Raw genomic sequence first — 13,431 nt, 5'->3', positions numbered from 1 at the left:
CTGATTCGCGCCTCAACAATTATCGTAAGAGGGAGGATCCTTATGACTGATAGTAACCCCAACGCCCATCTGGTGGCAAAATCCGGTTTTTTTACCGGTCTGCATCCGGGGATGGCAATTGCCTCAAAGTTGATGATCGCATCGATTGTTATCTTCACGGTGCTAAATGTCGAACTTGCGGGCGGAGTATACAAATCGCTCCGCAGTTGGATCGAAAGCGGACTGAGCTGGTACTATATTTCGGTACTTTCCGGCACCATGTTATTCTGTTTCTTCCTGATGTTCTCAAAATTTGGCGGTCTGCGACTGGGCGACAATGACTCCCGCCCCGAATTCAGTAACTTCAGCTGGTTTGCAATGCTGTTTTCGGCAGGTATCGGGATTGGAATTCTGTTCTTCGGTGTCGCCGAGCCGATCTTTTATTTCGATAACTCAGGCGCTTTCGGCTATCCGAACAACCCACACGCAGAGCTGTCAGGTCATGCTGACATGAACATGCAACGTGCCATTGATGCGATGCGCGTGACTTATTTCCATTGGGGTTTCCATGGTTGGGCGCTTTACGTCATCGTCGGATTGAGCTTGGCGTATTTCGGGTTCCGCAAGAAGCTGCCTTTGACTATGCGCTCAGCGCTCTATCCGTTGATCGGGGACAAGATCTATGGCCCTTGGGGACATTGTGTTGATCTGCTGGCTGTCTTTGGTGCTGTGTTTGGTATCGCAACATCGCTTGGCCTTGGGTCTAGCCAGATCGCCACAGGTCTGAACGTCTTGTTTGGTATCGAAGCCACGCTGACAACCAAAATCGTCCTGATCATTATCGTCACAATTATTGCGACGGCCTCAACCGTTTCAGGTGTGGGTAAAGGCATCCGGATCATTTCTGAATGGAATATCTGGTTGTCAATGCTGCTGCTTGCTGCATTCGTGATTATTGGCCCGATAAAGTGGTTGTTTGGCTTTTATGTCACCACAATCGGTGACTACATCTGGAACTTCATCCCTATGGGCTTCTGGACCGCAAGTACTGACGAAAACGTCGCCTGGCAGGGTGGCTGGACCATCTTCTACTGGGGTTGGTGGATCGCTTGGGCACCTCTTGTTGGTATGTTCATCGCACGCATCTCGCGTGGCAGGACCATTCGTGAGTTCATGGTTGGCGTTCTGTTTGTGCCGACGGCAATCGCCTTCTTCTGGCTGTGCATGTTTGGCGGGAACGCCATTTGGCAGGAGCTGAACATGGCGGGTGGCCCAGGTGTCGAAGGCGGCGCAGGTGTCATCAATCTGGTGCGCAACTGGGATCTTCCCGCGGCCCTGTACGGGACAATCGGCAATCTGGGCGCGACATCCTGGATCGGCGATCTAAGCTGGACTGCCTGGCCATTGTCGGCGCTGGCAACCTTGCTGCTGTTCTCCTGGTTCGTGACATCGGCGGATTCGGGTACTCTGGTCATCACCACAATGCTGTCTATGGGTGACGATCATCCTCCGAAGAAGTTCCGTATCATCTGGGGTGCAGGCATCGGAGCGACAGCGATCGCATTGTTGATGGCTGGTGGATTGGGGGCCTTGCAAACCGCGTCTATCGCCGCCGCCTTCCCGATCTCGTTTGTGATTATCCTGATAACATGGGGCTTGTATAAATCCCTGAAGGACGATCCATCAGCTGGGCCAATCAGTCGAATCGAAACGGCTCCAGATGGGACGCGTTTGTCACAGGATCTGCACGCCTGACAAATTGTGTAAGCATCAACCCTTCCAAACATTTCAGCACCCCGCAAAAGATCGCGGGGTGCTATTTTATCTGTCTGTATCGGATTAGCTGCGCCGGACATGAAGGAAAACACTTCCCGCTGCATTGCGAGGAACGAAGAACGGTGTGAATGCCAATCGGGAACTGTCCACATTGATTGATCGCAGAAAATAGTAGCGCCGCAAAGCGCCGACTGCGGTCATTTGTGCGGCTGCAACGAATTCACATTTTGTCCCGCAGCCCTGCCATCTGTGAAGCGCCTGGGAACGTCCGGAATGCGCGGATTGCGACGTGCTGCACAGGCGAAAGGCGAAAGCTTGGCCGACGGCAGCAATGGGCTCTGAGTTCCGCTTCGGCCCCAAAGGAAAATCCTGCTGCCAAAAAGGAAGAACTATGCGTGGCGGATCAATTGTTAGGTTTTGGTGGAGCCTAGGGGAGTCGAACCCCTGACCTCTTGCATGCCATGCAAGCGCTCTCCCAACTGAGCTAAGGCCCCATCAAGGTACCGTCGATACGGTGAGCGGACGTTTAGGAGACAGTGGCGTCGAGTGCAAGTCCAAAAATGGAGTTGAACGTGAATTTCCGTCCGACCTGCAGGTCAAATGGAAAAGGCGACCCTAAGGGCCGCCTTTTGCTTGATCAGTTGTCGTCTTCCGAAGGCATTTCGGTAATGTCGTCCAGAGACACTTCATCACTGCTGTCGTCATCGTCGTCCAGCAGATCGTCATCCAGTTCGACTTCGACATTGTCGTCATCGTCCAGAACCAGTTCTTCTTCCGAGGCTTTTTCACGCGCCTTGACCGAAGCTGCATCCTCTGCATCCGCTGCGATCATGCGGCTTTTGGATGTTTCAAGCTCCACGATCTCGCCAGTGTAGGGGCTGATGATCGGGTCCTTGTTCAGGTCGTAAAACCGCTTACCGGTTGTCGGGCAAACGCGCTTTAAGCCCCATTCTTCCTTGGGCATGTCAATTCCCCTTGATATCAGGTGAGTCGTCTAAATGATTCAGTCCACGTGCCACAGCTGGCGGGTACTGTCAAAGTCTTTGCGCAGGAGATGTCGCGATATGGGAGAGCACGCATTGCCAGGGACGCCGCCGGTGCCACTGAGGTTGCGCAAATCGGCCCGGGCGCGGCGTATCAGTTTACGAATTTCCCAGCTGGATGGCCGGGTTACGTTGACTTACCCGATTGGAGTGCCGGAAACCGAAGCCCTGAACTTTGCGCGCACCAAAGAAGAGTGGATCCGGCAGCATCTGCAGGATCGGCCGGACATGGCCCAAGTGCGGCTAGACCAAATGATCCCGATTGAAGGCGTTGCCCGGCGAATCGTGCCTGCAAACGGTCGGCGGGTCTTGCTTCAGGCAGATGAAATTGCGGTTCCCGAAGGGGCAGAGGCGCGGCGGTTGGCCCGGTTCCTCAAGGAACTGGCACGGGACCGGTTGACCGGTGCGTGTGACGACTATGCGGCTATGCTGGGGCGGTCTTATTCGACGCTCAGCCTGCGCGATACGCGGTCCCGCTGGGGTTCGTGCAGTTCGCACGGAGGGTTGATGTTTTCATGGCGCCTCATTCTGGCGCCGCCCGAGGTGTTGCACTATGTGGCGGCGCATGAGGTGGCGCATCTTGCCGAGATGAATCACTCGCCCGCGTTCTGGGCCCAGGTCGAGAAGATCTTTGGCCCGTATCAGCAACCCCGCCGCTGGTTGCGCGACAACGGGGCAGAGCTGCATCGCTACAGGTTTGACGCAGAGCCGAGTTGACCTTGCGCGATTTTGTGACCACAAAAACGTATGATGAACGCGCGCCCCTCTGAAACCCAAACTGCCACGCATGACCGGGTGTACCGGGCTCTGCGATCTCGAATCATGCATGGAGAGATGGCGCCGGGTCAGGCGCTAACCCTGCGCGGCATCGGTAAGGAATTCGGTGTCTCGATGACACCGGCGCGTGAGGCGGTGCGCCGTCTGGCTGCTGAAGGGGCGTTGTTCCTGTCAAGCTCGGGGCGGGTCTCGACCCCTGAGCTGACCAATGACCGGATCGAGGAGTTGGCGGCGCTGCGTGCGTTGCTGGAGGTTGAGCTGGCAAGCCGGGCTTTGCCACGCGCGCATATTGCTCTGATCGACCGTCTACAGAGCATCAATATGACCGTTGCCGAGATGGTGACCAAACGAGACGCGGTTGGCTATATTCGGTCGAATCTGGAGTTTCACCGCACCTTGTATCTGCGTGCTCAGGCGCCTGCGATGCTGGCCATCGCCGAAACTGTTTGGTTGCAGTTGGGGCCAACGATGCGAGCGCTTTATGGACGTTTGCGGCGCACCGAGCCGCCACATTATCACAAGCTGATCATTGCTGCGCTCAAAGCCGGGGACGAGCCCGGCTTGCGTTTGGCGGTACGCTCGGATGTCACGCAAGGGTTGCGTTTGCTGGTGAGCTGAGCGGCTTCCCGCCGACATCGCATTGATGCTTTTCCCGGGCGTCACTCTACTGGCCTGCAAGGTTCTGCTGGGGTACGCTTTAGCCAAATCACAAACAAGAGCAGACCCCAACCATGATTACACGCCGTGCCTTTTCTTTTTGCCTTGGATCAACGTTATTGGCCGCCTGTACAGGCGGCAGTGCTCCGTCAAGCGCCCCTGCATCCCGAATGCGGGCAGTTCCTAACTCGGGCTGGGATAACTGGGTTGCCGGGTTCAAGACCCGCGCCGCATCGCAAGGGATTTCCCAGACCACCCTTGATCAGGCCTTTCGCGGGGCAGGGTACTTGCCCGATGTGATTGAACGCGACCGCAACCAGGTCGAGTTCAAGCGCTCGCTCGAGGATTATCTTGCCATCGCCGCCTCGGACGAGCGGATTGAAACCGGTCAGAAGATGCTACGGCAATATAACGGCACCCTGTCGCAGATCGAGGCACAGTACGGCGTGGACAAGGAAATTGTCGTGGCCATCTGGGGGCTGGAAAGCCGCTATGGCGCGCGGCGCGGGGATGTACCCGTGGTCTCAGCCACATCGACGCTAGCATATGACGGGCGGCGCGGCGCGTTTTTCGAAAAGCAATTGGTTGCAGCCCTGCGTATCTTGCAAGAAGGCGACACTACACCTGCCAACATGACCGGCAGCTGGGCCGGGGCGATGGGGCATACGCAGTTCATCCCGACCTCGTACCTCGCCTATGCTGTGGATTTCACCGGCGACGGGCGGCGCGATATCTGGTCCGAGGATCCGACGGACTCGCTGGCCTCTACGGCGTCGTATCTCGCACGTGCGGGATGGGTGCGGGGCCAGCCATGGGGCGGAGAGGCTGGAACCGTCTCGGGCTCACCGGTCGCCGTTTTGCAGCCTCAGACACCAGGGCCGCGTATTGCCGTATTCCGAAACTTTCAGGTGATCAAGCGCTACAACAACTCGGACAGCTACGCGATTGGCGTGGGTCACCTGGCCGACAGGATTGCGGGTGGCGCACCGTTTCAGGCGTCGTTCGGGCCGGACGCAAATGGTCTGACGCTGGAGGATCGGAAAGAGTTGCAGCGCCGTCTGACGTCAGCGGGTTATGACACCAAAGGCGCGGATGGGGTGATCGGTAAGAACACCACCTCTGCCATCAGCGCTTATCAAAGCGCCAACGGCCTGTCTGTTACCGGTGAGCCTTCGGTTGGTTTGCTGCGCCGATTGGGTGGCTGACGGTTACGCCGCCAGCCCTTTCGAGCCTATATCCAGGAATTTCTGGCGGCGGTCCTGAATCAGGGCCGCTGCATCCTTACCGTCCAGCTCTTTCAGCATGTCCGTAATGGCCGCACGCACGGCTTCCACGGCCGCAGGTCTGTCGCGATGTGCGCCGCCCTTGGGCTCGGAGATGATCCGGTCGCACACACCCAGCTTGTGCAGGTCTTGAGCGGTCAGGCGCAGCGCCTCGGCCGCCTCACGCATCTTTTCGGCATCTTTCCAAAGGATCGACGCGCAGCCTTCCGGCGAGATCACCGAATAGACCGAATGTTCCAGCATCGCGACACGGTTTGCAGTGGCAAACGCCACAGCGCCACCGGACCCACCTTCACCGATTATGACCGAGACCAAAGGCACGCCGATCTTCAGGCACATCTCGGTCGACCGCGCGATGGCTTCCGACTGGCCACGTTCCTCGGCCCCTTTGCCGGGGTAGGCCCCAGCTGTATCGATCAGGGTGATGACGGGCAGACCGAAACGCCCGGCCATCTCCATCAGGCGGACGGCCTTGCGATATCCTTCGGGGCGGGCCATGCCAAAGTTGCGCTCGATCCGCGATTTCGTATCGGAGCCTTTTTCGTGCCCAATCACCATTACCGGCTGATCGTTGAATCGCGCAAGTCCACCGATTACGGCCAGATCGTCGGCAAAGTTCCGATCACCGGCCAGCGGCGTGAACTCGGTGAACAGAGCATCCACGTAATTGTTGCAATGCGGACGTTCCGGATGACGCGCCACCTGGCATTTCCGCCAGGGAGTCAGATCGGCATAAAGCTCTTCCAGCAGCTTGGAGGCTTTGGCATCCAACGCGGCGGCTTCTTCGGCCACATCCATCTCTTCGTTGGTGCGGGCCAGCGCACGCAGCTCTTCAGCTTTGCCTTCAATCTCGGCCAGCGGTTTTTCGAAATCCAGATACTGGGTCATGACGCCTCTCAACGCGGAAGTTCCCTGCTATATGGCCTGAGGTTGCCCGGGATGCAACTCAGCAAGATTTGTGTGCTGTGGATGTGCGACCACGATTGAGCAAAGAGAAGGAAGGACACCAATGGCCACCAGCTACGAAGACCGCGTGCTGCGCGTTTTGGCATACATCCACGACAACCCGGCCGGGGACCTGTCACTGGATGCTTTGGCTGACGTGGCCGCCATGTCCCGGTTTCACTGGCACCGGGTGTTTCGCGCCCTGACCGGTGAAACCTGTGCCCAGGCGGTTCGGCGCATACGTCTGCACCAGGCGGCCACATGGCTGGTACGGTCAGACAAGGCGATCTCTGATATCGCCCTGTCTGTCGGTTATCCCAATCCAAGTTCTTTTGCGCGCGCCTTTTCCGAGGCTTATGGCAGCACCCCCGCTGCCTTCCGCAAGGCGGGTCAATTTCGACCCGCTCATCCAGATTTCAAAACCGGAGGATACCCAATGCATCCCGTTACAATCCGTAAAGAACCCGCCCGCCGCGTTGCCGCGCTACCCCACAAGGGGGCGTATTCCGAGATTGGCAAAAGCTTTGAAGCGTTTGGTGCCCTGTGCGAATCCCGCCGGCTTTGGCCGCAGGTTGGGCCTGTTCTGGCGTTGTACCTCGACAGCCCTGATGACGTGCCCGAGGATCAACTGCGCAGCTATGCCGGGGCAGAGTTTCGAGGCGATACGACCCCTGAAGACATGGACGAACTGTCGATCCCGGGCGGGAAAACGGCTGTGTTGACGTATAAGGGGCCGTATTCCGGGATCGCGGCTGCCTATCACAGCCTGTTCGGCAACTGGCTTCCTGAGTCGGATGAAGAGCCCGCAGATGAGCCTTGTTACGAAATTTACCTCAATGACCCGCGCGAAACAGCGCCCGAGGATCTGCTGACCGAGATTTGCTTGCCTTTGAAGTGATCCCAAACCAACCGGGCAGGGCGCGTCCGGGTCCTGCCCCTAGCTCTCGTGAGCACCTTCGGACCAATCGATCTGAAACAGCGCACCTTGTTGCGAGGGCAGGCAGCGTATCTGGGCTTGGGCCTGTTCCAGCACGGCGGCAACGATGGCTAGACCCATTCCGGTGCCGCCGGCATCGCGCCGTGTTGTAAAGAACGGCTGTGTAATTCTTTCACTGTTTCGGCTGGATACACCGCTGCCATCGTCCTGGATGCGCAGTGCGATGGGGTTTTCCTCGAACGTGATATCCACTCGCGTGGCCCCATGCTGCTGCGCATTTTGCAGCAGATGATGCAGCATGATCAGCCCCTGATCTTGTGACAAGGGCAGGTCGATGTCTTCAGGTGCTTTCAGGTCGACGTTCAGCCTCGGAAACTCGTGTGCGGCCTCAGTTATCAGGTCGACCAGCGAAGTATGTGATCCATCTGCCTGAATCGAGGCGCGGGCCAAATCCCGCAGGCGGTCTAGCAAAGTGGTCATACGCAGGCTTTCCGCCTGAATGTTTGACACCAATTTGCGTTGCCGATCAGCGGGAGCGTTGGGCGGGGTGTCCGCCAAAAGCTCTGCCGCGCCGAGGATCGCCGTGACCGGAGACTTCAGCTCATGCGTGACGTGGTTTGTATAGGTTTCGATCGCAGTGGATCGGTCCGAGAGAGTCGAGGCCATCGAAACGACGCTGTTGCCCAACTCGGCAAGCTCGCGCACACCATAATGCGGAACCGGGTCGGGCACGGGCTTGAGGCCACTTGCAACATCCCGACTTTGCGTACTGAGGTCGCGGATTGGTTTGGAAATCAACCGCCACATCAGGCCACCGACCAGCGCGGCGGACAGCACCATGAACGCCGTCACATAGCCTAGCGTATAACGCTCCTGAAACAGGAACTTGCCCAAGTCCATCGGGGTTCTGGACAGGTAAACCGCTCCGATCACCCGATCCGCAACCACCACCGGATGCGCCACAAACACCCGATATGAGGTGTCGCGGCTGATCGAGTTCAGCAGATGCCGGTTCGACTGATCCGCACGATAGCGCAGCAGGGTAACCGTTTCCCCCTGCAAGGCACGCGCAACTTCGGGCACATGGGCCAGCGAGCCAGCACCTTCGCCGCTGCTGGCTACGATCAGCCCTGCGTGATCCAGCAACAGATAGCCGGTCAACGTGGTCTTCTTGGTCAAAGTTGCCAGGTCGGACAAAGGCTGCGCGATCTTTTCGTAGGGCGCGCCGATGCCCGTATCTACGGCAACCGGATCGGGTCTGGGATCTGAGACCTGGCCACGAAACAAGTCCAGCCGGGGTGGAATGGGGTGATAGACCTGACTGCGATGCGCGATCTGTTCGTCGGACAGGGGGTAGCCCAGGGTGGGTTCGGTCTGCTGCTCGGCAAAAGCTGCGGCGTACACTTCGGCCAATAGGGCTGCCTGCGCCAACAGGCTCCGTTCAGTATCCCGAACAAACTGGTTGCTCGACAATCGCGCGCCCAATACGCCGACGATCGGCAGGGTCACAAGCGCCAGGCAAACAAGGCCAATGACCAGCGCCAAAGAGGGCCGCCATTTCTGCCGGACCTTCAGCACCGGCATTTGCCCAGTTTCACACCGACTCCATGCACTGTCTGGATTAGGTCGGGGTATCCCAACGCGCGCGCCTTTTGGCGGATATTTCGAATATGACTGTCGACCGTGCGCCCGGACAGATAGGTGTTTTCCCCATAGACAAGCTCGATCAAGTGCGACCGCGAATAGACCCGATCGGGTGATTTCACCAAGACGGACAGCACGGAAAACTCGATCCCGGTCAGTTGCACTTCAATCTCTGCCAATGTGCAGCGATGAGCGTTTTCGTCCAGCACGACATCTTGAAACCGGATCGATGTCGGGGCCCGCACTGATGCGGCAGATCGGGCGAGGATCGCCTTGATGCGCAGAACCAGCTCTCGCGGGCTGAAAGGCTTGGTGACATAATCATCCCCACCAAGCTGAAATCCGAGGATACGGTCAATCTCGTCATCGCGGGCGGTCAGAAAAAGAACCGGGACATCCGATGTGCGTCGCAGTTCCTTGCAGGTCTCCAACCCGTCCATATCCGGCATCCCGATATCCAGAACCACCAGATCGGCCTTGCTGCCCTGTAACCGGTTCAGCGCTTCCAGCCCGGTCGCGGCTTCGGCGGTTGTAAAGCCTGAATCCTCCAGCGCAAACCGCACCACGTCGCGGATACGGGCGTCGTCATCTGCAATCAGGATATGATGGGTCATGGTGGTTTGTCGCGGGCTTTGCAAAGGGTTCCAGTTCACAGATCACACTGTCCTCGGGATGGTCAAGTAAGGCGTTGGTTCGGTTGCAGCCCTGCGGCCTGTACCATCTGATTTCATCGTCCAGCCACCAGCAATCCGTCCTCAGCTTATAGGGTAGAGCGCTCAAACCGACACCCTCCGACTACGCGACAGGCGCAGCACGCCCAGAGCCAGCAGGATCACCATTCCGAACAGGGTTTGCGGTTCTGGGGTTGAAGATCCGCTGAAGCTTGTTTGCGGATAAGCGTGCGCGGTTACACCCGCCACCTGCGGCAGGGCAACAGAGGTCGGCTTGGCCTGCATCCCGCTATCATTTACAATGGCCTTGGAGACGGCCACAAACGAAGTGTACCGGGTTTGCAGACTGAACCTCAGGCCCAGATCCGTGATCCGCTCTTCCATGTCTGTTGAATCTCCGTCCTGTACGGCCATCGCTCTGTCCAGATCGGCAATTTTGGTGCGGGCCCAGGTCAGCGGAATCGCGGCGCTGTCGTAGCCCGTTGTGTCGTTTTCACTCGGCAGCGAAACAGCCAATGGCATACTGGCTTTGCGCCCCTGTACCCGCCCGTCAACCAAGACTTCAGCAGGCCCGCCGCCGATATACCGCGCCATCACCCGAACCGAACCACCCTCAAACAGGTCGGGAATGCGCTGAGGCACAACATCCGAAACTTCCAGATCACCCCAATCGACCGAAATATCGGTCAGCACCGGAGATTTCAGTTTCCGCGCCAGTGTCTCTGCGACATCTGATGCTTCTTCGGTCGGATCAACATAGCGCGCATAGCCGCGCCCTTCCTCGGCCATGGCATCCAGCAGATAACGGTTCACCGCGGTGCCGACTCCAAAGGCATAAATGCGCGCTTCTCCGATCTGGCTGCGAATCCTATGCAGCACGCGTGCTTCATTGCCGATGTAGCCATCGCTCAGAAATACCACGATGCGCAGGGTATTGTTCGGTTGGCTCGTGGCGAAGGCGTGACGTATTGCGTTGGCGATTTCGGTGCCGCCCCCTGCCTTCAGATTGCGAACATAGCGCTGCCCAGCCGCAATATTGCGCTGCGTTGCGGGCACGGCATCCGCAGCGAAATCAGACGGGGCCGAGGCAAACCGAATGACCCTGAAATAGTCCTGCGGGCGCAAACCCTGTAGCGCGGCCTTCATGAACCGTTTGCTCGTATTCATCGGTTCGCCACTCATCGACCCCGACGTGTCGAGCACAAAGATCAACTCGCGGGCTGCAATCTGGTCCAGTTCGGGCATAGACGGGGGTTCGATCAGCAGCGAGACAAACCCGCCCCTTGCATCGTGATGCGACAGCACACCGGCGGTCGTGTCCGCGCCGCCCAGAACATAGCGCAGAACCACATCGCGATTGTCGATCACACGCCCTTTGGCAAACCGTGCCGTCCAAGTTGCGCCATTCTGCGCGATGGTCAGATCATGTGTTGCGCTTTGCAGGTCCGAGACAGGCACAGCGGCCTTCAACATCAGATCCAGCGAGACGCGCGCCGGGTCGATGGTTTCCGGGATTGTCAGGCCAAACACCGGCGGATAATCGGGCAACTCTGCGACGGTCCAACCGTCAACCTGTGTGGTGGTCCGGGTGGTGGGCACCTCAGGCTCCGCGTCTGCCATGGCGGCATTCAGCATAGCCTCATCCCCTTGAGGCACTCCTTGATAGCGAGGGCCGACAATCAGAGGCAGCACCAATTCATACGCTCCGTCGATCTTGGGCACAGGTTGTACATAGCTCAACGTCACCGTGATGGGCTGGCCAGGCATCAGATTGGCGATGTTCTGGGTGAACATGTTGGGGCGGTGCTGGGTCAGCAGGGCTGCGGCCTTACCTTCCTGCTTGGCTGCTTCGAAGGTAGCCTCGGCATCGTCCTTCTGTTTGATCTGCGCCTCGACCACTTCCTCACCCACTTGCATCTGCATGGCGTAAACAGCGGCGTTCTGGTTGAGAGGAAACAGGTATTCAGCCGACATGGGCAAATCCGTAGGGTTGGCAAAGACCTGCCGGACATGAACCGTTGCCATGTCGCCCTGAATGTCGACATCCATGTCCGATTTCAGCAACGGCAGATCAACCTCACCGGACTCGTGTGCACCGATAACGCGTCCTGCGAAGTCCTCAGGCGTCTGTGCACAAAGTGCGGTTCCCCAAAGGCCGGGCAGGATCAATAGTACCGTACAGAATGTCAGTCGTTTCATATGTCTGTTCCCTCATTTTTTTGAATGTCCATGGCGACCAGCGCCGCTGCGTTTAGTTCGGCGGTAAGGCCGTGATCCAGCGTCCAGGGGGTAATGCGTTGCACGCTGCTCCAGGTGCCGCCTGTTCCGATCAGCCAGCGCCAGATGGCCTCGCCAACGCTGGGCGTGACTTGCCCGGATTGCGAAACATAGCTGACAGCCACTCGCCATATGTCCCCGTCCGGCCCGATCGCTTGGTAATAAGCGCTGGGCGTGCCCTCATGCCGGGTGCCCAGAAATCGCACTTTGTATCCCAGCCCCCGCAGGCAGATTTCAGGCGCGTGAAGGTGGCGCAGTGGTGCCCGTGTGCTGACCACGTTGACCCCCAGTGGACCGAACCGGGCTTTTTTTGCTGCGCCGCCATAGGTTTCGAAATAGGCGACCTCCAGCGGTTCCAACGGTACTTCGCGGGCCAGAAACCCGTGAATCTGAGAAGGCAGAGCCGGGCTTTCGACCGTTCCTGACACATCAACGGGATCAGGGCTGAGCGAAACAATGGCAAGACTCGCACCCAGGCAGGCGAAGCCGACCGGCCAACTGGCATGTTTGGGCACTATGCCACTATTGATTGGCGCCCTTTGCACATTCCGGCTGCGGGGGCGGTAGAAAAGGGCAAAGGGCAGGATCGTGAGGCACAGGGTCGACAGGCCGATCAGCGAATGCAGGGGCTCGGCCATCACATTCAGATCATTGACCAGACCTATCGCCAGCAATGAGATGCGCAGGCTGTTTCCCAGCGCTGCAAATCCGGCCACGGCCAGCAGGGTCAGACAGGCCGTCTGCCATCGTGGGCGCATGATCGCGTTCTGCGTTACCACAAAGGCCAGTGCCAGCAACAACCCTGACGCACCGGAACAGGGCAAATCCACCAGAATGTCTCGTTGATCCAGAGTGATGCGAACGCCTTCGCACAGCACGTCCGGGAACACACCCTTCAGCATCATGCAAGACAGGCTCGCCGAGATCATCTGCAGTGGAAATCCCAAGGTGCGTTGCAGAACCACCTCAGTGGGCAGGGCAAATAGAAACAGCGCGGCCATCCAGACCGGCGACAGGGCAAAAGGTCTGAGGTTCAGTCGCAACAATAAAGTCAGGGCAAACACGTCAACGGCCAGAGCAAGGGCGCTGAGAATATTGACGGCCATCATCTGACCCAGAAGTCGGATAAATGCCGCAAGAAACAACAAGGCTAGAACCGGGGTTCTGCCAGTCCCCACCGTCGGTCTACCACTGCGCAAGCTGGTCCAGGCAAGGCCCATGATCAACAGGACATAGAGATAACCATACGACCCGTAGGCCGGGCTGATCCAGCTTTGAACCAGCCACATCACAGGATGCGCTGCGAGAATGACCGAGGACCCAGCCAGTGCGAGCCACGATAGTGGGATGGAAGAAATCTTGTTCATGCCGCCAGACTGACGCGCCTATGCGCAGTTCACCTGTCGCATTTGTGCAGAATTTGATGAGACACCTGATCAGCG

11 protein-coding genes and 1 tRNA gene are annotated in these 13,431 nt (G+C 58.2%); 5 read left to right on the top strand and 7 right to left on the bottom strand.

The features are described from left to right. Positions 1 to 42: 42 nt before the first annotated feature. Positions 43 to 1,734 carry a BCCT family transporter gene (locus tag AC2FJZ_RS09995; RefSeq protein ID WP_496669363.1) on the top strand — a complete coding sequence of 564 codons (1,692 nt, stop codon included), beginning with the start codon at positions 43 to 45 and terminating at the stop codon, positions 1,732 to 1,734. Positions 1,735 to 2,173: 439 nt separating this feature from the next. Here the strand turns inward: AC2FJZ_RS09995 and AC2FJZ_RS09990 are convergent. Together AC2FJZ_RS09990 and AC2FJZ_RS09985 are read right to left on the bottom strand one after the other, a co-directional pair. Then, positions 2,174 to 2,249: transfer RNA gene (locus tag AC2FJZ_RS09990), tRNA-Ala, on the bottom strand. Positions 2,250 to 2,392: 143 nt separating this feature from the next. Continuing rightward, entirely contained in the window at positions 2,393 to 2,719 is a 327-nt protein-coding gene (locus AC2FJZ_RS09985) for a TIGR02300 family protein (protein ID WP_050604858.1), read from the bottom strand. A gap of 100 nt (positions 2,720 to 2,819) precedes the next feature. On the opposite strand from AC2FJZ_RS09985, the gene AC2FJZ_RS09980 reads away from it, so the two are divergent. The 3 genes from AC2FJZ_RS09980 (at position 2,820) to AC2FJZ_RS09970 (ending at position 5,437) form a co-directional block, all read left to right on the top strand. Beyond that, the gene (locus tag AC2FJZ_RS09980; protein ID WP_496777359.1) at positions 2,820 to 3,515 is read left to right on the top strand and encodes a M48 family metallopeptidase; all 696 of its coding nucleotides are present in this window, start codon (positions 2,820 to 2,822) and stop codon (positions 3,513 to 3,515) included. Between the two features lie 30 nt (positions 3,516 to 3,545). Continuing rightward, the gene (locus AC2FJZ_RS09975) at positions 3,546 to 4,193 is read left to right on the top strand and encodes a GntR family transcriptional regulator (protein WP_050604856.1); all 648 of its coding nucleotides are present in this window, start codon (positions 3,546 to 3,548) and stop codon (positions 4,191 to 4,193) included. A gap of 113 nt (positions 4,194 to 4,306) precedes the next feature. Then, a complete protein-coding gene (locus tag AC2FJZ_RS09970; protein ID WP_496669364.1) occupies positions 4,307 to 5,437 on the top strand; it encodes a lytic murein transglycosylase in 1,131 nt (376 codons plus the stop codon). A 3-nt stretch (positions 5,438 to 5,440) separates the two neighbouring features. Here AC2FJZ_RS09970 and AC2FJZ_RS09965 read toward each other — a convergent pair whose 3' ends face one another. After that, entirely contained in the window at positions 5,441 to 6,403 is a 963-nt protein-coding gene (locus AC2FJZ_RS09965; RefSeq protein WP_050604854.1) for an acetyl-CoA carboxylase carboxyltransferase subunit alpha, read from the bottom strand. A gap of 121 nt (positions 6,404 to 6,524) precedes the next feature. Between AC2FJZ_RS09965 and AC2FJZ_RS09960 the strand changes: the two genes are divergently transcribed. Then, positions 6,525 to 7,358: an AraC family transcriptional regulator gene (locus tag AC2FJZ_RS09960; RefSeq protein WP_496777357.1), complete on the top strand. Its 834-nt coding sequence runs from the start codon at positions 6,525 to 6,527 to the stop codon at positions 7,356 to 7,358. 39 nt (positions 7,359 to 7,397) lie between these two features. On the opposite strand, the gene AC2FJZ_RS09955 is transcribed toward AC2FJZ_RS09960, so the two are convergent. From AC2FJZ_RS09955 to xrtT, 4 genes are all read right to left on the bottom strand, one after another. Further along, a complete protein-coding gene (locus tag AC2FJZ_RS09955; RefSeq protein ID WP_496777355.1) occupies positions 7,398 to 8,981 on the bottom strand; it encodes an ATP-binding protein in 1,584 nt (527 codons plus the stop codon). After that, positions 8,969 to 9,655, bottom strand: a complete 687-nt coding sequence (locus AC2FJZ_RS09950) for a response regulator transcription factor (RefSeq protein WP_496777353.1) — start codon at positions 9,653 to 9,655, stop codon at positions 8,969 to 8,971. Before AC2FJZ_RS09950 ends, AC2FJZ_RS09955 begins: the two co-directional genes overlap by 13 nt. A 162-nt stretch (positions 9,656 to 9,817) precedes the next feature. Beyond that, positions 9,818 to 11,911 (bottom strand): VIT and vWA domain-containing protein, encoded by a 2,094-nt coding sequence (locus AC2FJZ_RS09945; RefSeq protein WP_496777351.1) that lies wholly within the window; start codon positions 11,909 to 11,911, stop codon positions 9,818 to 9,820. Continuing rightward, positions 11,908 to 13,356 (bottom strand): exosortase T, encoded by a 1,449-nt coding sequence (gene xrtT / locus AC2FJZ_RS09940; protein ID WP_496777350.1) that lies wholly within the window; start codon positions 13,354 to 13,356, stop codon positions 11,908 to 11,910. The genes AC2FJZ_RS09945 and xrtT overlap by 4 nt, the downstream gene beginning before the upstream one ends. Positions 13,357 to 13,431 lie beyond the last annotated feature (75 nt).

The organism is Ruegeria sp. CDSA079 (genome assembly GCF_059612245.1).
The sequence above is the reverse complement of the archived record's forward strand: the minus strand, read 5'-3'. Positions and strand labels throughout refer to the sequence as shown.